Below are 23,843 nucleotides of genomic sequence, written 5' to 3'. Positions count from 1 at the left end.
AATAGGTCTGCAAAAAAGAAAGCCCGAATAATTTGAAACAAGGGAGTTAATGGAACGATTTACAGGGGAAAAAAATATGCTGTTAATAAGATGTTCAAACAGCAAGTGAAAGGAGCCAAAAAGCGATGATGATTACAGTAAAAATACGCCATACAGCTGAAACCGAAGGCACAGACATAGGTGACTTCACTCCTGCTGAACTCGAAAGCATCGTCCAGACGATCAGAAAATACGGAGCTTGGCTTTCACCTGATGCCGACACAGATGATTATAAATTTACATTCCAGGATGCTAAATATAACCTCGAACAAAGAGTCTTTGAAATCATTGTGGAATAATCATATATCGACGGGGTTGACGGACACTGAATGAACGGTCGAAAAGGCGTTTATTTAGAGTCCTTTTTATTTTTGCCCGGGCGGGAAAACAGTCCTGATAAATGAGGAGCCTTGAAGAGGTCTCAGTCCTTCAAGGCTCCTTCGCTTTTACTGCCCGCTGGCGGTCAGTCCGTCTTTAATCAAGGCATTCACTTTGCTGCTGAACAAAAGGCCGACATGGCTTACGCCTGAGATTTGCACATTGTTTGCACCATCAAGTTTGGAGAGGCTGTTTAAGACGATATAGTCGCTTGTGCTGTAAATCGAAGTGTATGAGATTTCGTTTCCCTGAGGCGCCGTGTTTGTAACCAGACGGTTAGCGCCGCCAAGGGTAACGACATGTCCGACTTTATGTGCGCCGTCCAGATTTTTAATATAATAGAGCGTATTGGCCCCGCCCATGCTGTGAGCGACAATATCGACCTTTGACGCTCCTGTTTGATTCAGCACATGTTTGATGTATTCGGATAATCTCGGCGCATTGTTTTTATTATTTCCCGTTTTATCGATAAAGTTGATGGCGTAAAGCTCACTGCTCGTCCAGCCTTGAGATTGTAAATACGATTTAATGCCGATAAAGTTATAATCAGCTCCGCCGATGCCGTGAACCATGACGACCGGATTGCGGGAAGCGGCGGAAGCTGTAGCAGGCTGGAACGAAAAGACGGACACGGCAGACAGCATGCAAATCAATAGAATAGATAAAAATGAATGACGACGCATTGTTTCTCCTCCTAAAAAAGTAATAAATTCACAACAACGACAATTCTATAAAACGAACATATGAAAACGAAGTGTAATTTTATCTATTTTTCCCCCAGAAAAAAGAGCAGTATATGAAACGTTTTTTTGCCGCTCCGTATGCAGGCTGCCTGTAGGGTAAGGAGAGTGAAGCTTTCCTGAGAGATGGCAAATCGATTTGTGCTCTTGAATGAGGACTAAGCACATTCTCCTATTTAATCTACAGACAGATTAAAATGGTAAATTGGGAGCGGAAAACGGTATAATAAGGAAACATATCCATCGCAGAGTTGCTGAACGTTTTGGCCGATGGTCAGATGCACTGTTGAAAAAGAGGGTTAAATCTTAATGAAAGCGTGCAGGATGCAGAGCGGTCCGCTGCATGTTAACAAAGTATCGATTGCTTATCAGCGGGAAATGGGGTTTTCGGTTGAAAAAAGAGACGTTTTGAATGATGACAGACCGGATCAAGATCAAGTTCTGTTTATTAAAGAATTGTGAATCAAAGGGGGATGAACATGATTTCAAAAACGCCGGAGCCGCCGTATTACGCGGTGATTTTCACATCGGTCAGAACAAACGGGGATCATGGCTACAAAGAGACGGCTGCGAACATGCTAAAGCTTGCCGCAGCACAGCCGGGCTTTTTAGGAGCAGAAAGCGCAAGGGACATGAACGGAAAAGGAATAACGGTTTCCTATTGGGAAAGCCTTGAAGCGATTGAAAAATGGAAGTTTCACAGCGAACACCGGCAGGCGAAGGAAAAAGGCCGAACGGAATGGTATTCCGACTTTGCCGTGCGGGTTGCAAAAGTTGAAGACGCGAGAATTTCAGAGCGGCACGGCCGGCCCCCGTCAGATGGCACCGGCGGAGAGGAAATGCAATGATTCAATTGTTAAATCATAAAGACCCGCACACGGCCCGCTGCATAGTAAATGTTCAAAGGCCGGCTTATGAAAGAGAAGCGGAGATTATTCAATTCCAGGGCATTCCGCAGCTGAATGAAACGGCATTTGATGTGATGGATTCCCGTGAAACTTTCATCGGCTGGTTTGAGGGAGAAGAATTAGCCGGAATCGCTTCCTTTATACATACAGCCGAAAAGCTGACGATCTGCAGGCTGGCCGTTCATCCCGTCCATTTTCGAAAAGGAATTGCGATGGCATTGCTTCGTTATCTATTGATGGAGAAGGAAGCCGAATCATTTGAAGTGACGACGGGAGCGGGGAATGAGCCGGCAAAAGCGCTGTATCAGAAATTGGGATTTTCCGAGATTGAGCAGTATGAACCTGAAAAAGGAATTGTTCTTTCAAAGCTGACGCTGCATGCGCCGAGAAAGGTTAAAGTCGTCTCCTATCAAGAGGAGTGGAAAGGCGAATTTTTCAAAGAAAAAAAGCAGCTTGAAGCGCTTTTCCAGAATGAAGTCTTGCATATTCACCACATTGGAAGCACGTCAATTCCGGGGATGAGCGCCAAGCCTGTCATTGACATGCTGATTGAAGTGAAAGATCTCGGCTCTGCCGCCCGCTTCGAAAAGGGGATGAAAATGCTCGGCTATGAACCGAAGGGGGAAAACGGCATTCCGGGGAGAAGGTTCTTTCAAAAAGGGGGGCGGAAGCGTACACATCATGTCCATCTGTATGAAAGCGGGCATCATGATATTAGGCGGCATCTCGCGTTTCGGGATTATTTAATCTCGCATCCGGAGCGGGCCGAAGAATATGCTGCTCTGAAGATGAAGCTGGCGGAGATGTTTCCGCTTGACATGGCAGGCTATATTGACGGCAAAAACGGCTGGATAAAAGAGACTGAGCGCTTGGCTGAACAATGGAAAAAGGCAGGGGAGGACAGGTAAGCCCCCTCCTGCTTCAGGCTCTGACACAAGAGTCAAACGTTCCTTTATGGCTTCCGTCACAGTAAGGCATTTTCAGCGCTTTTCCGCATCTGCAGAGCGAAAAAGCGGGTTTTTCAGGGAACGGGTTTCCATCCATATCGATCAGGTCGACGTCTCCCGTGACCCGGAAACCGCCGTTGTCCATCACTTTAATTTGCACTTTTTTGGGCATCATTCCACCTCCGAATCTCTTCATATTTATGCCTGACAGCCGGAAACAATGCGCTTTTTCCCGCTCCTGTGGTACAATGTCCGTAAACGAAACAAAGAAGGATGATATCATGCAGCTTGAAATCACTGCACAGGCAAAACAAGCCATTCAGCGGGCAACAGAGCCTTACCCTGATAAAAAGATCCAGCTCCGCTATGATTCCGAGGGCTGCGGATGCGCGGTCAGCGGCGTACCGGTTCTGTGGCTGACGGACGAATTATCGGGAAGTTGCGAGCCCCTTGAGACAAACGGGCTTCCGATTTATATTCAGTCATCGCAAAAAGTCTTTTTTGATGAAGCGATGACCATCGACTATTATGAGAAAGCGGGTGCCTTGATGCTGAAAAGTCCGGCACAGGTGCTTTCTCCCAGAATGAGTATTTTAGTGAAATAGGGTGGCGTTCGATTTGAATCAAAAGGTAAAATCTTTAAAGCAAACCGCTCAAAATAAAACATGGGCGTCCTTTTTACATCAAAATCATCCGTATACACTCCTTCATTGGTCAATCGGAGGGACAGAGTCCGTCAAAAAGGATGTCTGGCTTCTTCAAGATGAAATGACTTTTGAAACAAAGGAATTCGATACAATTGAGACGGCGATCTCCTGGATCGGCGATCATATGAGCGACATTACGGATATTTTGTAGCACAAAAAAGAAGGCGGACGAGACTTATGCTCGTTCGCCTTCTTTGCGCCGGTTTGTGATCTCTTGAAGAAAGTCCCGCACCGTGTTTTTGTAGCTGTTTCTGTTTTGGGTGTAGCTCATCGCGTGCGCACCTTTTTCAGCGATATAAAGCCTTTTCTCCCCCGGCTTTTTCTCGTAAAGCATTTCGCTCGATTCAGCCGGGATATAGTCGTCGTGTTTGCTGTGAATGAACAGCACCGGTTTTTTGATCTTCCCGACGACGGATAAAGGGGAGACATCACGGATGCGGTAGCCGTCCCGCCATCTCAAAAAGAGGCTGGCAAGCGGCAAAATGAAAGCTCCCGGAAGATGAAAATCTTCTTTCAGCCGGTAAACGAGCTGATCCTCAAATGTGGCAAACGGACAGTCGGCCACATAAAAATCAGCGTCGGCTTCGTCCATTCCCGCGTAAAGAAGCGTCGTGACAGCGCCCATCGATTCGCCGTGAATCCCGATCAGCGCGTGTTCGCCGTGTTTTTCACGAAGCCAATTGACCACCGTTTTCAAATCGTTTTTTTCATAATATCCGTAGCTCGTCGTTTTCCCGCCGCTTGTGCCGTGCCTCCGGTGGTCATATATGACGGCGTTCCAGCCAAGGTCAAGAAACAGATTCATATATTTGATCGAATTCAGCAGATTCATCGTCACCCCGTGGCAGATAATCACGGTGTTTTTCGTTTTGTGCGGGTGGACGTAGTATCCTTTAATATTGTAGCCGTAAGAAGAAGCGAGGATGATTTCTTCTTTCGGGAGAGCGGCAAAAGCTTTTTCATCATAATGGCCGTCGGCCGTTTCCCGTTCGATAATGTATTCGTCGGTCCGTTTTTTAATGTACATGATTTGATTCGTAAAATAGATTCCGAGCGCGGCAATAAACAGCAAAACCGCCCCGATAGCAGCCAGCCAAATCAACATCTGATGTATTCTTCCTTTCTTAAATGCTTCTTTCTTTATCATACCACACAACGATTGGCATTTGCCGAGAGAGACGGCTCACGAGTGACGGCTTGCCTGAACTTTTAGATTCCTGATAAACTATCATCACAAACAGGGAGAACGGAGGACAGGATATGGGAAAGAAAAAACAAGACCCAAATGCCCGGCAGCTGCTGAAAGATGCGCTCGCCGACGATTTGAAAGATAAACTTCAGCAAATAAAGAGCGAATTGAAAGAGGAGGATGAAAAAAGAAAAGAGCGTGAGAAAGAGCGGCTCATCAAGGAAAGACAGGAAAGGGAAAAAAACAAAAGCTTTGAAGAACTCCTCAACGAAAGCGGAATTGACGATTGGAGGAAGTATAAGTAAGAAAGCCCCGTCTGACCAAGAGACGGGGCTTTCTTACTGCTTTATTCGCGATGTGCGGTGTACACGCCGCGTTTTGTATAAAAGCGGAGCGCTTTGATTTCCTGTTCTGTCAGAGCGCGTCCGCCGACAGATTCAACGTTTTCCCGCAGCTGGGAGATTTTGCTCGCCCCGGGGATGACCGCGCCGACAGCCGGCTGGGCGAGAATATACTTCATCGCGGTTTCGGTCGCGGATAAATCAGGCGCCGTTTTTTCAATATCCGCTTTTGTTTTAACGAGTTCATCATAGGAATATGATAAATAGCCGTTTTTCTTGATCGCGGCGTTTGCGTCTGACAGAGGTTTTTCTGTCAGGATCCCTTTTGCCAAAGGTCCTCTTGCAATCACGCTGATTCCATGTTCTTCAAGGAGAGAAAGCCATTCCTCAGGCCGTCTGTCCAACAAGCTGTATTGCATCATGACCGTGACGATGTTTGATTTTTTGACGTATTCCTTAATGATGTTCGGCCGAATAGAAGAAATGCCGTAATGACGGATGACGCCTTCCTGTTTTAATTCTTCAAAGGCTTCGATCGTTTCGTCGATATTGTCTTCAATTGTGCCGCCGTGCAGCTGATAAAGATCGATGTAGTCGGTCTGCAGCCGCTTTAAGCTGTGCTTGACGGCTTCTTTTATGTACGCTTTCCGGGGATCCCAGAACCAGCCCGGTTTTCCTTCTTCCCAGCGGTTTCCTGCTTTTGTCGCAAGGATCACGTCTTGGCGCCTTGATTTGATCGCTTCACCGACAATCTCTTCGTTGCGTCCAAAATCGTACAGGTCGGCAGTATCCAAATAATTGATGCCAAGCTCCAAAGCTTCATCCAAAATTGACAGTGCGTGCTTTTTGTCTGTTCCGAGAGACATGCAGCCGAGGCCGACTTCACTCACCTGTAAATCGGAATGTCCGAGCGTCCTTTTTTTCATAAGCTTCACTCCTTTTTTTCTTACTTTGAACGTAATACAAAGGAGCGAAGTTTTCAACCCATCGGCATCGGAATCAGAAGTACAGCTCGAAGATGATAACGCTTAGGGCGCAAATCAAACAAACCGCGGCAGGGATGGCCGTGAAAAAAGGCTGCCTCGCCCGGAATAGGTGGGCATGAATGGCGCCTGTCATAAGCAGGGAGAACAACAGCCCCGAGCCGACAGCCAGATGCACATTCCAAATCCCGGCGATCATGCCGAGCGCTCCGGCGATTTCGAGAAATCCTGTAACTGAAAGAAACCACAGCGGGTATTGATAATGGCGCCAATGTTCCACTTGAAAAGGAACGTGCAGCGCCTTGATTACGCCTCCGGTCAGCATAAATGCCGCCAATCCTGCTTTTACGAAAATAAATGCCACCATGTTCACTCCGTTTCTGGATGTTGCGGATGAACGAGCATCCCGTGGATCAAAAGATCCGTAACTTGTTTTGCGAGACTTGAAGGGTCTTTTGATCCGTCAAGCAAATAGGTATCGGCAAGGTGCTCAATCATGCCTGTCAGGCATTCGGCAACGGTCTCCATTTCCAGGCCGGACCGGAAGTAGCCAAGCTCCTGCTCTGCTTTCAAGTTTTCTTTCAAGGCCAGTGTTAAATCTTTTTTCATTTCACATGCTTCTGGGCTGAGAAAAAAACCGATGCGTGTCAAATCCGGGTCCTCTGCCAAAAACCGAAATACAGCCTCTACAGCGGCCGTCACCCGTTTTGAGACGTGTTTTTTCTCGATTCCTTCTTCTAAACGAAACGATTCGATCAGATTTTTCAAGTTCGCGTGAAAGCCATCGATCAGCTCGTTATAGATGGCGTCTTTGCTTGGAAAGTATAAGTAGAAAGACGGCTGAGTCAGCCCCGCTCTTTTGACAATCGTACTTACTTTCGTCTCATGGAATCCCCGGTTTGCAAATTCGTTTGCAGCGACTGCGAGCAGCCGCTTCCGGCTTTCTTTGCCTTTGCGGCCTCTTTCATTTCCCACATCCATCCGCCTCCAAAATAATACTTTCGAGTAATGTTACTCAAAAGTATTATTTCATGCGATCCTTCTTGATGTCAATGAAAATCAGGCGATTTTCTTTTTCAGAAAGCCAGTCTTTCACATAGTGATACGTTCGTCCGTATTCCTTCAGCTTGGCGCGGATTTCCCATGCTTTCCCCGACATGACGATGCGGTTGTTCAGCCGGTAGACCTTCATGGCGCGTCCCCCTTCCATGGTGTATGATAAAATGTATGGGATCAAAAGCCAGAGCAGAACTTAGGAGATGATCAAACTGAAGCATTTAGAGGAGAAAACCATATGTAAAGAAAAACTTTTTTCAGGCAAGGTGATCGATCTTTATCTTGAAGACGTCGAACTGCCGAACGGTAAAACGGGAAAGCGCGAAATCGTGAAGCATCCGGGCGCTGTTGCGGTGCTTGCTTTGACTGATGAAGGAAACATCATTTTGGTGAAGCAGTACAGAAAAGCGCTTGAACGGACGATCGTTGAAATACCGGCGGGCAAGCTTGAAAAAGGAGAGAAACCTGAATATACCGCGCTGCGGGAGCTTGAGGAAGAGACGGGATACACGGCGGCAAAGCTGGAGAAAATCACCGCTTTTTACACATCGCCGGGCTTTGCGGACGAATTGGTGCACCTGTACCTTGCCGAAGAGCTGACACCGCTTGAAGAAAAGCGCGAACTTGATGAAGACGAATTTGTAGAAGTAATGGAGGTGCCGCTTACAGGCGCGCTGAAACTGATGGAAACTCAGGACATCTATGATGCGAAAACGGCTTATGCCGTGCAGTATCTGGAGCTGAGAAAGGCCCTGCAAGCAAAAAAATGAAAGAAATATTCGCAGACATGCATATCCATATCGGGCGGACGGAATCAGGCCGGCCCGTTAAGATAACGGCTGCCAGAACACTTACGCTCGACGAAATTTTGATTGAAGCAAGCGAGCATAAAGGAATGGAACTGATCGGCATTATAGATTGTCATTCACCCGAAGTGCTGGCCGAAATTGAAAAAGGGGTGTCTTCAGGCCGTTATACAGAGCTTGAAGACGGCGGAATCAAGTATAAAGATACCGTGCTTCTGTGCGGGTCTGAATTGGAAATCAATGATGACAGATGCCGCGGCCCGATTCATGTGCTGGCATTTATGCCGTCGATCTCCGCAATGAAGCAGTTTTCCGCCTGGCTCTCAGAAAGGGTGACGAATATCCACCTGAGCTCCCAGCGCATCTATGAGACGGGCATCGGCCTGCAGCGGAAAGTGAAAGAACTCGGCGGCTTGTTCATTCCCGCGCACATTTTTACACCGCATAAGAGCCTGTATGGAAAAGGAGTCAAATTTTCGCTGCAAGAAGTGTTTGATCCGAAGATGATTGATGCGGTTGAACTCGGGCTGAGCAGCGACACCGATATGGCTTCACACGTATCCGAACTGAATCCTTATGCATTTTTGACCAATTCGGACGCCCATTCTCTTGGGAAAATCGGCAGGGAGTATAATAAGCTCCACATTAAACATGCCAGCTTTCAAGAGTTTTCACTTGCTTTAAAAGGACAAGAGGGGCGCTGCATTGCCGCCAATTACGGAATGAACCCGCAGTTGGGCAAATATTTTCAAACCGCTTGTGAAAGATGCGGCCGTTTGCAGGAGGCAGGTGAAACGGTGTGTAAAGCGTGCGGAAGCCGAAAGTTTACAAAAGGCGTCAGCACACGTCTAAAGGAGCTTTACGATCAGGATGAAAGCCCGGTCAAGCGCCCGCCGTACGTTCACCAGGTTCCGCTGCAGCTGATCCCCGGCATCGGTCCGAAAACGATTCAGAAGCTGAAAGATGCTTTCGGCACTGAGATGAATATCCTTCACCGGGTAAAAGAAGGCGAACTGAAAGAAACCATTCGTCCGCAGACGGCTGAGCTCGTGATCAAAGCAAGGAACGGGGGTTTAGAGCTGAAAGCCGGAGGCGGCGGAACCTATGGAAAAGTGCAGAGCTAAAGGGGGCTTTAGAAAAAGGGATGGAGTGGAAACTAAAATCGTATGAGGAATTGTCGAAGGAAGAACTGTACCGAATCATCAAGCTTAGAATAGACGTCTTTATCGTTGAACAAAACTGTCCGTATCACGAGCTTGATCACTTAGATGAACGGGCACACCATTTATTTCTGAGCCAAGAAGGAGAGATCGCTGCGTATTGCAGGCTGTTCCCGAGCGGCACGGCTTACCCGGAGGCGTCAATCGGCCGGGTGATCGTCCGCAAAGAAGACAGGGGAAAGGGATATGCGCAGACGCTTCTTGATCAAGCGCTCCGCTTTTTGGAAGGCGAGCGGGGAGAGACAAAGGTCAAAATCAGCGCCCAGAATCATTTGCGTTCCTTTTACGGCTCCTTCGGATTTAAAGCAATATCAGACGTCTATATGGAGGACGGCATTCCGCATGTGGATATGATCAGAACGGCAGAAACCGTATGACTTGCGTTCAGCCCCACGCCTTTCTATAATAGTAAGGTAAAAATTTGACAGGAGAGTGGGGAACATGGCCAAAAGCAAGGCAAGGAAAAAGCGCGAACACATGTTGAGAAACACAGGCAAAGATGCCGCCGCATCAAGAGGCAAGGCGCCTGACTTCAGCACGCACGTCAGAAAAACGAAAAGCAGGCGGGAAGAGCTTGCAAAGCTGCATATGAAACATAAACGAAAGAACCCTTATGATTTGCTTCATGAAGATCATAAGGGTTCTTTTTTTAGAAGATGCGCGAATACATGCATGTGTCCCGATGTTCGCTTAAATCATTCGAAAGGTCATCGCTTTGTAAAACGGCCTCCAGCTGAAAACCGAGGCGCTCCGCCATTTTTCTGCTTTTCGTGTTCATGCTGTCACAGCATATCTCAAGCCGCTTGGCTTTGATGTGTCCCCTCGCGAAATCAATCAGTCCGTTAAGCGCTTCTGTCATGTACCCCTGTCCGGCAAATTCAGAACTGCGCCAATAGCCGATTTCAAACCGTTTCGCTTTCCAGTTCATGCGGTGAAGGCCTGTGCTGCCGACGAACTTTCCCGTTTCTTTATGGAAAATATGCATCCGTAAATCGTTGCGCAAAATAAAATCGGCCTGTGCCTGCCTGACGTTGATTTCTACATGTTCTTCCTCGGGCATCTCCCTTGCAAACGGCATCCACGGCTTAAGCTCTGAAAACGAAGCTGTAATAGCGTCATATACAGCCTTGCCGTCGCCGGCGCGCGGCGCTCTGATGAGCAGACGCTCTGTTTCAAAGCTGTCCGGAAAATCGAGCAGTATCGGATTCATAGCGTATTCCTCCTGCAGACGTTATTCATGGAATCTTGCCATCGCAACGACGTGATCCGAAACGGCCTAACTGCCGCACTCGGCTCCCGTTTGCATCGTCTCTTTCAGTAGAATTGTGGAAAATATTTGATAATATGAGTCTATCATAAGCGGCCTCTGAAAAAAAGCGGACAGAAGAAAAGGCGTTTTTCTCTAGCAAAAAATCTTTTTCCCATATTAATTATCCGCTTATTTGTCTTCCGTCTTCGTATTGAGCCGTTTCATTTAAAATGGAGGCCGGCGGATGGATGCGCATCAAAAGGATATAGGCGAAGGAAGCGATCAGCACGCCCGAAAACCAGGAGATGTCATAAAGCGGCTTCATGGCGGGGATGTAAGAGCCGATCAGAGACATCAGCGCCCCGAGAGCAACCGCAGCAAAAGCCCTGTAATTATAGCCTTTATAATACATGTACTGCCCGCTTGCAGAATAGAGATCTTCGAGGCAGAGCGTGCGCTTCCGGATGATAAAATAATCGGCAAGCATTACGCCTGCGACCGGCCCTAATATGCCGCCGATTGTGCCGAGAAAGGAAAACACGCTCGCTTCATTCTCCATCAGCTTCCATGGGAAAGTGAACAGGGCCAAAACAGCTGTCAAATAGCTGCCTCGCTTAAAATCGATGTATTTCGGCAAAAAATTGGCCAAGTCATAGGCCGGCGAGACAATATTTGCCGCAACGTTTACCGAAATGGCGGCGATGCAAAGTGTAATGACCGAAAGCGCGATCACATACGGGTTGTCAAAATGGGCGAGAATATCGACAACATCCCAAATCGGCTCCCCGTAGGCAGCCTGTGAGCCGGAGGTGACGGTAATGCTTGCAAATGCAAACAGTACGAATGTGCCCGGCAAACCGTAAAACTGCCCTCTGATTTGTTCTTTTTGAGAGGCTGCAAACCTCGTAAAATCGGGAATGTTCAAAATGAGTGTCGCCCATATGCCGATAATCCCCGTCACACCGGCCAGAAACGGCCAAATCAATTCGCCGAATGTCTGGAATTTTCCCGGCTGCGAATAAATCGGACCGAGTCCTCCCGCAATATCGACCGCCCACCACACCATTCCGCCAAAGACGAGATAAACGAGCGGGCCGGCCCAGACTTCAAACTTTCTAATCGACTCCATCCCGTGGTGGAGGACGAGCAGATGAATTCCCCAAAAGAAAACAAATGACAAAAGACCCGATAAATGCAATCCAAACAAATTCCAATCGCCGCCGATGTCTTTCCAGCCATTCCACACATTTAAGATCAGGATGTTGATCGCCGTGCTTCCCGCAAACGCTTGAATGCCGAACCACATAATCGCTACAAAACCTCTGAGGAGCGCCGGAATATTGGCCCCGTATATCCCGAAAGAAGATCTGATTAACACGGGAAAAGGCACGCCGTATTTTGCGCCGGCATGTCCATTTAAAGCGAGGGCTGCATAGAGCACGATCGAAGCGACAGCGATAATCCCAAGCACCTGCCACGGAGAAAGTCCGATCGCAATCAGCCCGCCAACCGTTGCGTAAGTCGGGATGTTATGGATGCAGCCCATCCAGATCGATGCGAAATTGACCGCTTTCCATGTGCGTTCCTCAGGTTTCAGTGGCTGCAGGTCGCTGTTTGAGAGTGTGCGGTCTGTTTGAACTTTTTCATGATGAACAGATTTCATGTAATCCCTCCGGTTATTTTTAAGGGAAAATATAACTTATTATTCTGAAAAATTCATTAGATAAACTAAACAAATGTTTCAAGGCGTTTGTTGAGGTTAACTAAACGAGCCGTTTGAAACCGTTATAAAAATATTGATTTTTATGAAACAGTTGTCTATCTCGATCATAGGATAAAAGACCAGGTTGAAATATGACTCCGCACCACAATGAAAGCGTTTTCTAAATAGCGGAGAGGTGAAACTGAAGGGGGTTAATAAATAATGAAGAAAATTTTATTGGTTTGCGCGGCCGGCATGTCAACGAGCCTGCTTGTCAGCAGAATGAAAAAGCATGCCGAGACGCTGAACGAAGAGGTCGACATCATCGCACTGCCTGTATCCGAAGCCGGGACTGCCGCGTCAAGCGCGGACGTCGTATTGCTGGGGCCGCAAGTCAGGTACCAAAAGTCACAGGTTGAGGCGAGCGCGGGAGACACGCCGGTTCAGGTGATCGACATGCGCGACTACGGCACCATGAACGGCGAAGCTGTGCTGCAAAAAGCGCTGCAGCTGATGAAATAAAAAGGAGGGGAGACAGGGATGAGCGGATTTATGGAGAAGTTTGAGCGGAACGTGGAACGGTTTTTGGTTCCCGTTGCTGCTAAACTGAACTCACAGCGCCATATATGTGCGATCAGAGATGCTTTTATTCTATCATTTCCGATTATTATGGCAGGATCGATTATCATTTTATTAAATTTCGCTATTTTATCTCCGGACGGGTTTATCGCCAACATTTTGTTCCTTGAAAAGATATTTCCGAACTTGGCTGATTATCAGTCGGTCTTTACCCCCGTACTGCGGGGGTCGCTCGATATTATGTCGATATTTGTCGTGTTTCTCGTCGCACGCAATTTAGCCATCTCAATGAAAGCGGATGAACTGCTTGCCGGATTAACGGCCGTATCCTGTTATTTTATCATTTATTCACCGTACCGCCTGATCGAAAACGAGAGCTTTTTAACGACGAAGTGGCTCGGCGCGCAAGGACTGTTCGTCGCTTTAATCATCGGGATCATCGTCGGTGAAGTGTTCAGCAGGCTTTCAAATGCCAAGCGCCTGCAAATTCATATGCCTCCGCAGGTGCCGCCTGCGGTCGCCCGGACATTTAAAGTGCTGTTTCCGATCATCTTCATTACGATTGGTTTTGCGGTGTTAAGCTTTGCGCTGATGTCCCTGTCGAAAAACGGTTTGCATGAATTGGTGTACACCGTGCTGCAGGCGCCGTTGAGAGAGATGGGAACGAATATTTTCACCGTTGTTTTTCTTGGAATCGTCGCCAACTTTTTATGGCTGTTCGGCATTCACGGTCCGAATACAATCGCGGCGATCAGAGAAACGATCTTTGCCGAAGCAAACCTTGAAAATCTCGCTTTTGCCGCCAAAACAGGCTCTGCCTGGAACGCTCCGTTTCCTGAAACATGGGCGCTGAATGACGCCTTTGCAAACTACGGGGGATCGGGCATGACGCTGGGGCTTTTGATCGCAATATTCATCGCTTCAAAGCGCCGGGATTATAAAGACATCGGCAAGCTTTCGATCGGGCCGGGGATATTTAACATTAATGAACCTGTTATTTTCGGACTTCCGGTCGTGCTCAATCCGATCTTCATGATTCCCTTTATCATCGTTCCGGCAGTCAATACTGTCATCGGCTATTTGTTCATCAAGTTTCAGCTGATTCCGCCGATTGCATACGCTGTTCCGTGGACAACGCCCGGGCCGTTGATTCCGTTTCTCGGGACAGGAGGGAACTGGCTTGCGCTCGGGGTCGGCTTTCTTTGCCTCGCCATTTCAACGGTGATTTATCTGCCGTTTGTAATGGCCGCCAACAAGACTGTGAATACGGACAGGGAGCATTCTGCGGAAAACAGGGAGGAATCATAACGTTATCGGGGCGCCTTTTACAGGCGCCTCAGCGTGTCGACAAACCCTCGCATTCGTTGTCAGGCCTGCTAAGTCGGTGCTCACGAATAGAGGAAGGATCGGCGGCTAACCGCCCAGGCGTCCTGCCTGAACGCCGCCGTCATCACTTCCTGTGAAAGTCCGCTCCGATGCTCGGCCTTCCTAGACTGCAAGGGTTGCGGGTCACGCTGAAAGGATGACAAAATCCCAAAACTAAAAGTCGTTTTGCGATTTTGTCAACAATCTGGGGCGCCTTTTACGGGCGCCTGTCTTTTTTCAAAAAAAGTCATGCGGCTCTCTTTTCTCTCATACAATCTATTAAAATCAAAAGCACGTCTGGGAGGAAGATACATGCGGAAGCCCACAATCAAAGAGCTCATCTTTCAACATATGAAGGATCATCTGTCGATCTATTTATTTGTTTCAGTGCTGTTTTTAATGGGTGTGATTTTCGGCGCGGTCATCGTCAACAGCATGACGATCGGTCAAAAAGAAGATTTGTTCTACTATTTGAATCGATTTTTTGGACAGCTTTCCGAAGGAAAAGCAGCCAGCTCAAAGGAAATGTTTTTGCAGAGCTTTCTTCATAATATGAAATATTTAGGCTTAATGTGGATTCTCGGGATTTCCATCATCGGCTTGCCCGTCATTTTTATCATGGTCTTCTTAAAAGGGATCGTCGTCGGATTTACAGTCGGCTTTCTGGTCAATCAAATGGGAATCAACGGCTTTTTCCTGTCTTTTGTCTCCGTGCTCCCGCAAAATATTCTGCTGATCCCGGCTTACTTGATCATGGGGACTTGCGCCATCGCTTTTTCGATGAGGCTCATCCGCCAGCTTTTTGTCAAACGCAGCCTTGCGGAAGCGCCTGTCCATTGGTTTGGCCGGTACGCTTTCGTGCTCGTCCTGATTCTCGCGATGTCTCTTATATCCTCTTCCTTTGAAGCATATCTTTCGCCGGTGTTGATGGAAAAGCTGACAGAGTACGTCTTGCCGAAACAGCATTAATTTATAATAATTATTAAAAAATATTCATTTTGTTTCTCAATTTGTAATGATTATAGTTGGCTCCCTGCGCTTGTTTTGTTATAATAAGCTAGGTAATGCGGCGTAGGAGGGAAAGTCAATGGAAACACGTATTGATCGGATTAAAAAGCAACTGCATTCTTCCAGCTATAAACTCACCCCTCAGCGCGAGGCTACTGTAAGGGTGCTGCTTGAGAATGAGGAAGACCATTTAAGCGCAGAAGATGTATACCTCCTCGTAAAAGAGAAATCTCCTGAGATTGGTCTTGCGACAGTATATCGGACTCTTGAACTGTTAACTGAATTAAAAGTAGTGGATAAAATCAATTTTGGCGACGGTGTGTCAAGATATGACCTCCGTAAAGAAGGTGCCGCCCATTTCCATCACCATCTCGTTTGCATGGAATGCGGTTCGGTTGTTGAGATTGAAGAAGATTTGCTTGAAGATGTGGAAGAAATCATTGAAAAGGATTGGAAATTTAAAATAAAAGACCACAGGCTGACGTTCCACGGCATCTGTCATGATTGTCAGCAAAAGGAATCGGAATAGTCTAAACCGGAGAGAACCCTTTCAGCCATGAGCGGGTTCTTTTTTGATTCAGACGTATAAAACTTGTCTCATTTGGCATAAGTTTTAGTAATCGAATCAAAAGAAGGGACCTGAAACCGTATGAAAATGCTGAAAACGGCTGCCGATATGATCAAGGTGTTCGTGCTGTTTACCGGTTTTACCGTCTTGTTTTATTATGCTATGATATGGATAAATTCAGAGTATGAAAACTATCATCGGTATGATAAACCTGAAGGAGCAGCCCTCAAGGTCGCCTCGATGGAAGGGGACGAGCAGGGCAGCTGGTTTAGCCGGTTAATCTTTTTTTATTTAAACGGGGAGTAGGATAGCGTGAAAGTTCATATTAAAGACTTTATCCACTATGCCGTTGTTGAACGGGGGCTTTCCCACAACACGGTTGTGAGCTATGAACGGGATTTGAACAGCTACGCCGCCTATTTAGAGGAACAGGAGCAGCTGAGCTCTTTTGACCAGGTGACAAGGCTTACCATCATCCAGTTTTTAAAGCATTTAAAAGACGCCGGAAAATCCGGTAAGACGATTGCGAGGCATCTCGCTTCCATCCGCAGCTTTCACCAGTTTCTGCTGAGGGAAAAAGTAACGGCCCAGGACCCGTCCGTCCATATTGAGTCACAAAAAACGGAACGGACGCTCCCGAAGGTGCTGTCATTACAGGAAGTCGAAACGCTTCTGGATACGCCGAAGCTGACGGGGCCGTTCGGCTACCGCGATAAAGCGATGCTGGAGTTATTGTATGCGACAGGAATCCGCGTCAGCGAGATGATCGCATTAAAGCTGTCCGATGTCCATTTATCGATGGGTTTTATCCGCTGCTTCGGGAAAGGAAGAAAGGAGCGGATCGTTCCGCTCGGCGAAGCGGCGTCACATGCGGTCGGCGAATATCTGTCAAAAGCGAGGGGAAAGCTTTTGAAAAAAAATACCGAAGACGCCCTGTTTCTGAATCACCACGGCAGACAGATGAGCCGCCAGGGATTTTGGAAAAATTTAAAGAAAATCGCCTTGGAAGCGGGAATTAATAAAGAGCTGACGCCGCACACGCTGAGGCACTCATTCGCCACACACCTGCTCGAAAACGGAGCCGATCTCAGGGCCGTTCAGGAAATGCTCGGACACGCCGACATTTCGACGACGCAAATTTATACGCACGTGACGAAAACAAGGTTGAAAGACGTATATAAGCAGTACCATCCCCGTGCATAGCCTAAAAGAACAGGCGAAAGCACGGTTTTTCATGTTGAGTGAGCAGCAAATTGCGGGAAGTTTCTCACTATTCCCGTTCGTATTGTCAACTGTTGTGTAAACGGTTTATACTTGGCTAATAGCGGTATTTTGGTTTTTTTATGCCAAGCGTGACAGCCTACAGCTGACAGAAAGAAAAAAAGGAGGCCGACAAATGCCTGCATTTGATTACAACCGCGTATTTTTAATTGTGATGGATTCCGTTGGAATCGGCGAGGCGCCTGATGCCGATCAATTTAATGACAAAGGCGCAGATACATTGGGCCATATTGCTGAACACATGGGAGGCATCCGCCTGCCGAACATGTCGAAGCTCGGACTCAGCAACATCCGAGAAATCAAAGGTGTCGAAAAGGCAGAAGAGCCGCTTGCCTATTACGGCAAAATGAAAGAAGCTTCAAACGGAAAAGATACGATGACTGGTCATTGGGAGATAATGGGACTTTACATAGACAAACCTTTCCAGGTGTTTCCCGAAGGTTTTCCGGACGAATTGATCCATGAACTTGAACAGAAGTCCGGAAGAAAAGTGATTGGAAACAAACCTGCATCAGGCACTGCGATTTTGGATGAGCTCGGTGCGGAGCATATGGAAACCGGCGCGCTGATCGTCTACACCTCAGCGGACTCCGTTCTGCAGATTGCCGCACACGAAGAAGTCGTACCTCTCGAGGAATTGTACAAAATCTGCGAGATCGCGCGCGAGCTTACGCTTGACGAGAAATATATGGTCGGACGCGTCATTGCGAGGCCGTTTGTCGGCAAGCCGGGCGAATTTAAACGGACGCCGAACCGGCATGATTATGCACTGAAGCCGTTTGACAGAACCGTAATGAATGAATTGAAAGATGACAGCTATGATGTGATTGCGATCGGCAAAATCTCCGATATCTACGACGGCGAGGGCATTACGGAATCGCTTAGAACGAAATCGAATATGGACGGGATGGACAAGCTGGTGCAAACGCTTGACAAAGATTTTACAGGAATCAGCTTTGTAAACCTCGTGGACTTTGACGCGCTGTTCGGGCACCGCCGCGATCCTGAAGGATACGGAAAAGCGCTCGAGGAATTCGACGCGCGCCTTCCTGAAGTATTTGAAAAGATGCGTGAAGACGATCTGCTCATCATTACCGCCGACCACGGCAATGATCCGGTTCACCATGGCACAGACCATACAAGGGAGTACGTGCCGCTTCTTGTATACAGCAAAAAGCACGAAAAGCCCGGTGCGCTTCCGCTCGCAGATACATTCGCGGACATCGGCGCGACGATTGCCGACAACTTTAAAACGAATATGCCAAAGTACGGAAAAAGCTTTTTATCCCTGCTGAAATAGGAGGAAACGACGTGAAACAGATGATTGCAAATGCCGCAGACTATATTAAAAGCAAAACAGAAATCAAACCGGCGGTCGGCTTGATTTTGGGATCGGGCCTTGGCGTGCTTGCTGATGAGATAAAAGACGCCGTTCGCATTAAATATGAAGACATCCCGGATTTTCCTGTTTCCACTGTTGAAGGGCATGCCGGACAGCTTGTCATCGGCAGACTTGAAAATGTGCAAGTCGTCGCGATGCAAGGGCGTTTTCATTTTTACGAAGGATATTCAATGGACAAGGTAACCTTCCCGGTACGTGTCATGAAAGAACTCGGGATCGAGACTTTAATTGTGACCAATGCCGCAGGCGGCGTCAATGAATCGTTCCGTCCCGGCGATTTGATGATCATATCCGATCATATCAATTATATGGGAACGAATCCGCTGATCGGGCCGAACGATTCCTCGCTGGGTGTCAGATTCCCTGACATGTCATCCGCATATGATAAGGAACTGCGCCTCTTGGCGAAAAAAACAGCCGAAGAATTGAACATCAGTGTACAAGAAGGGGTTTACACAGCCGTCACAGGACCTACATACGAAACGCCTGCCGAAGTGCGCTTCCTCAGAACGATCGGATCGGATGCTGTCGGCATGTCGACGGTTCCGGAAGTCATCGTGGCAAAACATGCGGGCCTTCGCGTGCTCGGCATTTCGTGTATATCAAACGCGGCAGCCGGAATCCTCGATCAGCCGCTCTCCCATGACGAAGTGATCGAAGTCACCGAAAAAGTAAAAGCCGACTTTTTGCGGTTTGTTAAAGCGGCCGTCGCCAAAATTGGCTAAAACCGCCGCGAAGTTGAAATGTGAGCCAATGCAAGTTCAAATAAGAACCTGCATTGGCTCTTTCTTTTTGCCTGATGAGAAATTTTTTCCAATCAATCCGTATAAATCCAACTGGATTGGAAAAAATAGAGAGGATTACGAAATGGAGGTCTGGGTGATGAAACGTCATTTATCCAAATTGCTGATTTTTACGATAATCCTGATGACTGCGCCGCCGGCGTTTGCAAAAGAGAGCGAAAAGAAACCGTCGGAGCTTGCTGATGACGCAAAATCTGCCGTTTTAATCGAGCGGGATACCGGTAAGGTGATGTATGACAAGAACAGCCGTGAAAAGCTTCCCCCGGCCAGCATGACAAAAGTGATGACCATGCTGTTGATCATGGAAGCTCTTGATGAAGGCAAGATCAAAATGAAAGACAAAGTCAGAACAAGCGAGTATGCCGCTTCAATGGGGGGATCGCAAATTTTCCTTGAGCCCGGCGAAGAAATGACGGTTGAAGATATGCTGAAAGGGATCGCCATCGGATCGGGTAATGATGCCTCTGTGGCAATGGCAGAGCATATTGCCGGATCTGAAGAGGAATTTGTCAAAAGAATGAATGAAAAAGCCGCTGAGCTCGGCCTTAAGGATACATCTTTTCAAAATACGACAGGTCTGCCTGAAGAAGGCCATTACAGCACAGCCTATGACATGGCACTCATGGCGAAAGAGCTTTTAAAATATGAAAACATCACGAAATTTACGGGAACATATGAAGACTATCTGAGAGAAAACAGTGATAAAAAATTCTGGCTCGTCAACACAAACCGCCTCATCAAATTTTATCCCGGCGTTGACGGAGTCAAGACCGGCTTTACAAATGAAGCAAAGTACTGCCTGACAGCTTCAGCGAAAAAAGGAAACATGCGCGTCATCGCTGTCGTTTTTGGTGCCAGTACGCCAAAAGAACGAAATGCCCAAATCACAAAAATGCTTGATTTTGCATTCAGCCAATATGAAACGCATCCGATGTATAAACGCAATGAAATCATTTCCGATTTGAAGGTCAATAAAGGCCATGAGCAAAAAATAAACCTTGTCACATCGGAACCGATTTCCCTTTTGACGAAAAAAGGCGAAAATATCGAAGCTGTTAAAAAAGAAATCAAACAGAAGGAAGATATCCAGGCCCCTGTCAAAAAAGGCACAGAGCTTGGGACGCTCGTATTGAAAAAGGACGGAAAGGTTCTCGCTGAAAGCCCTCTTGTCGCGGAAAAAGACATGGATAAAGCAGGGATGTGGACGATGTTCAAGCGGACGATGACCCACTGGACGAAGTGGAGTGAATAATGCCGAACGGTCACTAGTTTTGTCACGGTGAAGGAATTTATAAAGTCTGAAGCGAAACACTCATTATCCGATTTAAACCAAGGAGGAATGAGGATGAGCCTCGGAATCGATATTCACGTCAAAGAATCCGTACTATGCATTCGGTTGACAGGTGAACTCGATCACCATACAGCAGAAACCTTGAGAAAACAAGTCAGTGACCATCTGGAACAATCCGGCATTCGCCATATTGTCATGAATCTTGCAGACCTTTCGTTTATGGACAGTTCAGGACTTGGCGTCGTGCTCGGCAGATATAAGGAGATTAAACAGCTCGGCGGAGAAATGATCGTCTGCGCCATTTCTCCTGCTGTCAAACGTTTATTTGATATGTCCGGGCTGTTTAAAATCATTCGCCTTGAGCAATCAGAGCAGCGTGCACTTGAAACGTTGGGGGTGGCGTCATGAAAAATGAAATGAATATCCAGTTCACGGCACTCAGCCAAAACGAATCGTTTGCACGGGTGACAGTCGCTGCTTTTATCGCTCAGCTCGACCCGACGATGGATGAACTGACCGAAATTAAAACGGTCGTATCCGAAGCGGTCACAAACGCGATCATACACGGTTATGAAAACTCAGGGCAGGGAGACGTATACATTTCCGTCACCCTTCATGATCATATCGTCTACTTAACGATTCGTGACGAAGGAGTCGGCATCCCTGATCTTGAGGAAGCGCGCCAGCCCCTGTTCACGACAAAGCCTGAACTCGAGCGGTCGGGAATGGGCTTTACGATCATGGAAAATTTCATGGATGATATCTCGATCGACTCCTCACCTGAGATGGGAACCACAATACACTTAACAAAGCACTTATCAAAAAGCAAAGCGCTTTGCAATTAAGGGAGATTTGTTATGGATGTGGAGGTTAAAAAAGAAAACCAGAACACTCAGCTTAAAGACCATGAAGTGAAAGAACTGATTAAAAACAGCCAGAACGGCGATCAAAAAGCAAGGGACCTCCTCATAGAAAAAAACATGCGTCTTGTTTGGTCTGTCGTTCAGCGTTTTTTGAACAGAGGCTATGAGCCTGATGACCTCTTTCAAATCGGCTGCATCGGCCTCTTGAAGTCGGTGGACAAATTCGATCTTTCCTATGACGTTCGGTTTTCCACCTACGCCGTCCCGATGATTATTGGCGAGATTCAGCGGTTTATCAGAGATGACGGAACCGTCAAAGTGAGCCGCTCGCTGAAAGAACTCGGCAACAAAATCCGGCGGGCAAAAGACGAGCTTTCCAAGTCAAACGGACGGATTCCGACCGTTCAGGAAATCGCCGATTATCTCGAAATCAGTTCGGAAGAAGTCGTGATGGCTCAGGAAGCGGTCCGCTCTCCCTCATCCATTCATGAAACGGTTTACGAAAACGACGGAGACCCGATTACACTTCTGGATCAAATCGCCGATCAGTCGGAAGAGAAGTGGTTCGATAAAATCGCTTTGAAGGAAGCCATCAAGGATTTGGATGAACGGGAAAAGCTGATTGTTTATTTAAGGTATTACAAAGACAAGACGCAATCTGAAGTTGCCGACCGCCTCGGCATATCCCAGGTGCAAGTGTCGAGGCTTGAAAAAAAGATTTTAAAGCAAATCAAAAACCAGATGGATCAATTTGAAAGCTGAGGCTGCTCGGATGTCTAATGAAAAACCGGAACGCTCCAAAAAAGAGTGTTCCGGTTTTTTTGTGGTAATTTATGGTCTTTTGCCGCTTGCTGAATGATAAATGGGATGTACTTCATACTACAACTATAACCATCATATAGGAAGTGACCCAGATGGAACGTCAAGTTTTTATCAGACTCCGCCACCGGCTTGAGGCCGATCCCGATGAATTGATTCTGCTCGGCCATATCGCACAGGTAGCGGGCGACCGCCGATACAAAGAAAAGCTTGAACGGCTGCCTATTTATCAGGTCAGCAAAGCGGATCAAAGCATGGTGGTGTTGGACGTGATGAAGGTGATCGAAGCTGTACATAAATCGTTTCCTGACCTTGACGTCCAAACCGTCGGCGGTTCCGAAACCATCGTGGAGATCCAATATCCGAAAAGGGGGCTGTCTCCCGTACTGTTCGTCGGCGTCTGGCTGCTCCTGTTCGTCGGTGCCGGCCTTGCTGTCATGAACTTTCATGAAGATGTCAGCATGAGGGACGTACACATCTTGCTTTACGAAATGGTGACGGGCAAGGAGAACCGCTATCCATACCTTTTGCAGATTCCGTACAGCATCGGTCTCGGTCTCGGCATGATTTTGTTTTTTAATCATTTATTTAAAAAACGGTTTAACGAGGAGCCGAGCCCTCTGGAGGTCGAGATGTTTAAATATCAGCTTGATTTGGACCATTATGTGGCATTGCACGAAAACAAAGAAACGACAAAGGATATTCATGATCATTAGCGTGATCTTTATCATCTTTCTCGGACTCGCAGGAGGGATTGCGGTTGGATCTGGATTTGTCGCTTTTCTTACCGTGCTTGGCATTATACCGAGACTGACTCAGCTGACGAAAACGCAAGGGTTTATCCAGGCGTATGAATGGGCTGTCATTCTGGGCGCGGTGTTCGGAGGATGGGAATCGCTGAACATGTCCCGCTTTTTTTTATCCAAATGGCTGCTTGTTCCGATCGGCCTTTTTGCGGGCGTTTTCATCGGAATGCTTGCAGCGGCGCTGACAGAAGTGTTGAACGTGCTTCCGATACTGGCGAAACGCATCGGTATGGGGGACAGGATTTTGATTCTTTTAATGGCCATTGTGTTCGGGAAGATCCTTGGCTCGATGTTTCAATGGCTCATTTTTGTTCATTTGTCATAAAAGGAGGAATATGATGTCAAGTTTGAAAGATAATTACCAATCGAAAGTCAAAGCTTATCAGCCTACGCCGCCTTATGTCCTGAACTGTATCAAGGCTTTTCTTGTCGGCGGTCTGATCTGTACGATCGGCCAGGCTCTCCAGAATTTTTATATGGCCGTATTCCACTTTGATGAAAAAACAGCTGGAAACCCGACGGTTGCTACGCTCATCTTAATCTCCGCTCTGTTAACAGGCCTTGGCGTCTACGACAGAATCGGCCAGTTTGCCGGCGCTGGTTCCGCCGTTCCGGTTACAGGGTTCGCCAACAGTATGACGAGTGCAGCCCTTGAGCATAAAAGCGAAGGCTATGTTCTCGGCGTGGGGACAAACATGTTCAAGCTTGCCGGAAACGTCATCGTGTTCGGCGTTGTGGCCGCTTATATTGTGGGAATGATCCGCTTTGCCTTTGACAAGTTGTTTTAGGAGGA

General features: G+C 47.4%; 33 protein-coding genes and 1 pseudogene. 25 read left to right on the top strand and 9 right to left on the bottom strand.

The window, feature by feature from the left end; genetic code table 11:
• Nucleotides 1-125: 125 nt before the first annotated feature.
• Entirely contained in the window at nucleotides 126-338 is a 213-nt protein-coding gene (locus tag MHH76_RS12680) for a hypothetical protein (protein ID WP_003183222.1), read from the top strand.
• A 147-nt stretch (nucleotides 339-485) separates the two neighbouring features.
• On the opposite strand, the gene MHH76_RS12675 is transcribed toward MHH76_RS12680, so the two are convergent.
• Nucleotides 486-1,100 carry an alpha/beta fold hydrolase gene (locus MHH76_RS12675; protein WP_020452056.1) on the bottom strand — a complete coding sequence of 205 codons (615 nt, stop codon included), beginning with the start codon at nucleotides 1,098-1,100 and terminating at the stop codon, nucleotides 486-488.
• Between the two features lie 366 nt (nucleotides 1,101-1,466).
• On the opposite strand from MHH76_RS12675, the gene MHH76_RS12670 reads away from it, so the two are divergent.
• The 3 genes from MHH76_RS12670 to MHH76_RS12660 are packed head-to-tail and all read left to right on the top strand — an operon-like array spanning nucleotide 1,467 to nucleotide 2,973.
• On the top strand, nucleotides 1,467-1,619 hold the full coding sequence (locus MHH76_RS12670) for a hypothetical protein (RefSeq protein ID WP_153247058.1): 153 nt from the start codon (nucleotides 1,467-1,469) through the stop codon (nucleotides 1,617-1,619).
• Between the two features lie 17 nt (nucleotides 1,620-1,636).
• Nucleotides 1,637-2,005, top strand: a complete 369-nt coding sequence (locus MHH76_RS12665; RefSeq protein WP_033155094.1) for an antibiotic biosynthesis monooxygenase — start codon at nucleotides 1,637-1,639, stop codon at nucleotides 2,003-2,005.
• The gene (locus tag MHH76_RS12660) at nucleotides 2,002-2,973 is read left to right on the top strand and encodes a bifunctional GNAT family N-acetyltransferase/GrpB family protein (protein WP_020452054.1); all 972 of its coding nucleotides are present in this window, start codon (nucleotides 2,002-2,004) and stop codon (nucleotides 2,971-2,973) included. Before MHH76_RS12665 ends, MHH76_RS12660 begins: the two co-directional genes overlap by 4 nt.
• Before the next feature lie 13 nt (nucleotides 2,974-2,986).
• Here MHH76_RS12660 and MHH76_RS12655 read toward each other — a convergent pair whose 3' ends face one another.
• Nucleotides 2,987-3,184, bottom strand: a complete 198-nt coding sequence (locus MHH76_RS12655) for a CDGSH iron-sulfur domain-containing protein (RefSeq protein ID WP_020452053.1) — start codon at nucleotides 3,182-3,184, stop codon at nucleotides 2,987-2,989.
• Nucleotides 3,185-3,293: 109 nt separating this feature from the next.
• On the opposite strand from MHH76_RS12655, the gene MHH76_RS12650 reads away from it, so the two are divergent.
• Together MHH76_RS12650 and MHH76_RS12645 are read left to right on the top strand one after the other, a co-directional pair.
• Nucleotides 3,294-3,617 carry an iron-sulfur cluster biosynthesis family protein gene (locus MHH76_RS12650; protein WP_020452052.1) on the top strand — a complete coding sequence of 108 codons (324 nt, stop codon included), beginning with the start codon at nucleotides 3,294-3,296 and terminating at the stop codon, nucleotides 3,615-3,617.
• A 13-nt stretch (nucleotides 3,618-3,630) separates the two neighbouring features.
• On the top strand, nucleotides 3,631-3,870 hold the full coding sequence (locus MHH76_RS12645; protein ID WP_003183211.1) for a YqkC family protein: 240 nt from the start codon (nucleotides 3,631-3,633) through the stop codon (nucleotides 3,868-3,870).
• A gap of 24 nt (nucleotides 3,871-3,894) precedes the next feature.
• Here the strand turns inward: MHH76_RS12645 and MHH76_RS12640 are convergent, their stop codons facing one another.
• Complete coding sequence (locus MHH76_RS12640; protein ID WP_020452051.1) at nucleotides 3,895-4,824, bottom strand: alpha/beta hydrolase; 930 nt, start codon at nucleotides 4,822-4,824, stop codon at nucleotides 3,895-3,897.
• A 155-nt stretch (nucleotides 4,825-4,979) separates the two neighbouring features.
• Between MHH76_RS12640 and MHH76_RS12635 the strand changes: the two genes are divergently transcribed.
• On the top strand, nucleotides 4,980-5,213 hold the full coding sequence (locus MHH76_RS12635) for a YqkE family protein (protein WP_020452050.1): 234 nt from the start codon (nucleotides 4,980-4,982) through the stop codon (nucleotides 5,211-5,213).
• Between the two features lie 41 nt (nucleotides 5,214-5,254).
• Here the strand turns inward: MHH76_RS12635 and MHH76_RS12630 are convergent, their stop codons facing one another.
• The 4 genes and pseudogenes from MHH76_RS12630 to mciZ form a co-directional block, all read right to left on the bottom strand.
• Nucleotides 5,255-6,175, bottom strand: coding sequence for an aldo/keto reductase (locus MHH76_RS12630; protein ID WP_020452049.1), 921 nt, complete (start codon nucleotides 6,173-6,175; stop codon nucleotides 5,255-5,257).
• Nucleotides 6,176-6,248: 73 nt separating this feature from the next.
• The gene (locus MHH76_RS12625; protein WP_020452048.1) at nucleotides 6,249-6,599 is read right to left on the bottom strand and encodes a DoxX family protein; all 351 of its coding nucleotides are present in this window, start codon (nucleotides 6,597-6,599) and stop codon (nucleotides 6,249-6,251) included.
• Nucleotides 6,600-6,601: 2 nt separating this feature from the next.
• Entirely contained in the window at nucleotides 6,602-7,207 is a 606-nt protein-coding gene (locus MHH76_RS12620; RefSeq protein ID WP_020452047.1) for a TetR/AcrR family transcriptional regulator, read from the bottom strand.
• 100 nt (nucleotides 7,208-7,307) lie between these two features.
• A pseudogene (mciZ, locus tag MHH76_RS12615) lies at nucleotides 7,308-7,424 on the bottom strand (Z-ring formation inhibitor MciZ); the annotation flags it as partial.
• Nucleotides 7,425-7,500: 76 nt separating this feature from the next.
• Here mciZ and MHH76_RS12610 point away from each other — a divergent pair.
• From MHH76_RS12610 to MHH76_RS12600, 3 genes are read left to right on the top strand one after another with little or no spacing between them, the layout of a single operon-like run.
• Entirely contained in the window at nucleotides 7,501-8,058 is a 558-nt protein-coding gene (locus MHH76_RS12610; protein ID WP_025811205.1) for an NUDIX hydrolase, read from the top strand.
• A complete protein-coding gene (locus tag MHH76_RS12605) occupies nucleotides 8,055-9,218 on the top strand; it encodes a TIGR00375 family protein (RefSeq protein WP_020452044.1) in 1,164 nt (387 codons plus the stop codon). Before MHH76_RS12610 ends, MHH76_RS12605 begins: the two co-directional genes overlap by 4 nt.
• 20 nt (nucleotides 9,219-9,238) lie before the next feature.
• Nucleotides 9,239-9,691, top strand: coding sequence for a GNAT family N-acetyltransferase (locus tag MHH76_RS12600; protein WP_020452043.1), 453 nt, complete (start codon nucleotides 9,239-9,241; stop codon nucleotides 9,689-9,691).
• Between the two features lie 272 nt (nucleotides 9,692-9,963).
• On the opposite strand, the gene MHH76_RS12595 is transcribed toward MHH76_RS12600, so the two are convergent.
• A complete protein-coding gene (locus MHH76_RS12595) occupies nucleotides 9,964-10,524 on the bottom strand; it encodes a GNAT family protein (protein ID WP_020452042.1) in 561 nt (186 codons plus the stop codon).
• Nucleotides 10,525-10,744: 220 nt separating this feature from the next.
• Nucleotides 10,745-12,226 carry an NCS1 family nucleobase:cation symporter-1 gene (locus MHH76_RS12590; RefSeq protein WP_020452041.1) on the bottom strand — a complete coding sequence of 494 codons (1,482 nt, stop codon included), beginning with the start codon at nucleotides 12,224-12,226 and terminating at the stop codon, nucleotides 10,745-10,747.
• 261 nt (nucleotides 12,227-12,487) lie between these two features.
• Here MHH76_RS12590 and MHH76_RS12585 point away from each other — a divergent pair, with 261 nt between their 5' ends.
• The 15 genes from MHH76_RS12585 to spoVAC all read left to right on the top strand — a co-directional run bounded on the left by MHH76_RS12585 (nucleotide 12,488) and on the right by spoVAC (nucleotide 23,838).
• Entirely contained in the window at nucleotides 12,488-12,787 is a 300-nt protein-coding gene (locus MHH76_RS12585; protein ID WP_020452040.1) for a PTS sugar transporter subunit IIB, read from the top strand.
• Nucleotides 12,788-12,805: 18 nt separating this feature from the next.
• A complete protein-coding gene (locus MHH76_RS12580) occupies nucleotides 12,806-14,152 on the top strand; it encodes a PTS sugar transporter subunit IIC (protein WP_020452039.1) in 1,347 nt (448 codons plus the stop codon).
• 369 nt (nucleotides 14,153-14,521) lie between these two features.
• On the top strand, nucleotides 14,522-15,178 hold the full coding sequence (gene spoIIM / locus MHH76_RS12575) for a stage II sporulation protein M (RefSeq protein WP_020452038.1): 657 nt from the start codon (nucleotides 14,522-14,524) through the stop codon (nucleotides 15,176-15,178).
• Between the two features lie 118 nt (nucleotides 15,179-15,296).
• Entirely contained in the window at nucleotides 15,297-15,746 is a 450-nt protein-coding gene (gene fur, locus MHH76_RS12570) for a ferric iron uptake transcriptional regulator (RefSeq protein WP_003183178.1), read from the top strand.
• Between the two features lie 120 nt (nucleotides 15,747-15,866).
• Nucleotides 15,867-16,091, top strand: a complete 225-nt coding sequence (locus tag MHH76_RS12565; protein WP_041817238.1) for a YqzK family protein — start codon at nucleotides 15,867-15,869, stop codon at nucleotides 16,089-16,091.
• Between the two features lie 6 nt (nucleotides 16,092-16,097).
• The gene (gene xerD / locus MHH76_RS12560) at nucleotides 16,098-16,988 is read left to right on the top strand and encodes a site-specific tyrosine recombinase XerD (protein WP_020452037.1); all 891 of its coding nucleotides are present in this window, start codon (nucleotides 16,098-16,100) and stop codon (nucleotides 16,986-16,988) included.
• 193 nt (nucleotides 16,989-17,181) lie between these two features.
• Nucleotides 17,182-18,366 (top strand): phosphopentomutase, encoded by a 1,185-nt coding sequence (deoB, locus tag MHH76_RS12555; protein ID WP_020452036.1) that lies wholly within the window; start codon nucleotides 17,182-17,184, stop codon nucleotides 18,364-18,366.
• A 20-nt stretch (nucleotides 18,367-18,386) separates the two neighbouring features.
• Nucleotides 18,387-19,193 carry a purine-nucleoside phosphorylase gene (locus tag MHH76_RS12550; RefSeq protein ID WP_031304985.1) on the top strand — a complete coding sequence of 269 codons (807 nt, stop codon included), beginning with the start codon at nucleotides 18,387-18,389 and terminating at the stop codon, nucleotides 19,191-19,193.
• A gap of 157 nt (nucleotides 19,194-19,350) precedes the next feature.
• A complete protein-coding gene (locus tag MHH76_RS12545; RefSeq protein WP_020452034.1) occupies nucleotides 19,351-20,523 on the top strand; it encodes a D-alanyl-D-alanine carboxypeptidase family protein in 1,173 nt (390 codons plus the stop codon).
• A gap of 93 nt (nucleotides 20,524-20,616) precedes the next feature.
• Nucleotides 20,617-20,970 carry an anti-sigma F factor antagonist gene (spoIIAA, locus tag MHH76_RS12540; protein ID WP_020452033.1) on the top strand — a complete coding sequence of 118 codons (354 nt, stop codon included), beginning with the start codon at nucleotides 20,617-20,619 and terminating at the stop codon, nucleotides 20,968-20,970.
• Entirely contained in the window at nucleotides 20,967-21,407 is a 441-nt protein-coding gene (gene spoIIAB, locus MHH76_RS12535) for an anti-sigma F factor (RefSeq protein ID WP_020452032.1), read from the top strand. Before spoIIAA ends, spoIIAB begins: the two co-directional genes overlap by 4 nt.
• 12 nt (nucleotides 21,408-21,419) lie before the next feature.
• Nucleotides 21,420-22,187: an RNA polymerase sporulation sigma factor SigF gene (sigF, locus tag MHH76_RS12530; protein WP_020452031.1), complete on the top strand. Its 768-nt coding sequence runs from the start codon at nucleotides 21,420-21,422 to the stop codon at nucleotides 22,185-22,187.
• Nucleotides 22,188-22,339: 152 nt separating this feature from the next.
• Entirely contained in the window at nucleotides 22,340-22,960 is a 621-nt protein-coding gene (locus tag MHH76_RS12525; RefSeq protein WP_020452030.1) for a stage V sporulation protein AA, read from the top strand.
• A complete protein-coding gene (locus tag MHH76_RS12520; RefSeq protein ID WP_025811211.1) occupies nucleotides 22,950-23,375 on the top strand; it encodes a stage V sporulation protein AB in 426 nt (141 codons plus the stop codon). Before MHH76_RS12525 ends, MHH76_RS12520 begins: the two co-directional genes overlap by 11 nt.
• Nucleotides 23,376-23,388: 13 nt before the next feature.
• Nucleotides 23,389-23,838: a stage V sporulation protein AC gene (spoVAC, locus tag MHH76_RS12515; protein WP_020452028.1), complete on the top strand. Its 450-nt coding sequence runs from the start codon at nucleotides 23,389-23,391 to the stop codon at nucleotides 23,836-23,838.
• The last annotated feature ends 5 nt before the right edge of the window (nucleotides 23,839-23,843 follow it).

Source organism: Bacillus sp. FSL L8-0193, assembly GCF_037976065.1.
Taxonomy (GTDB): domain Bacteria; phylum Bacillota; class Bacilli; order Bacillales; family Bacillaceae; genus Bacillus; species Bacillus paralicheniformis.
Note: the sequence above shows the minus strand (reverse complement) of the source record. Positions and strands in the feature narration are given on the sequence as shown.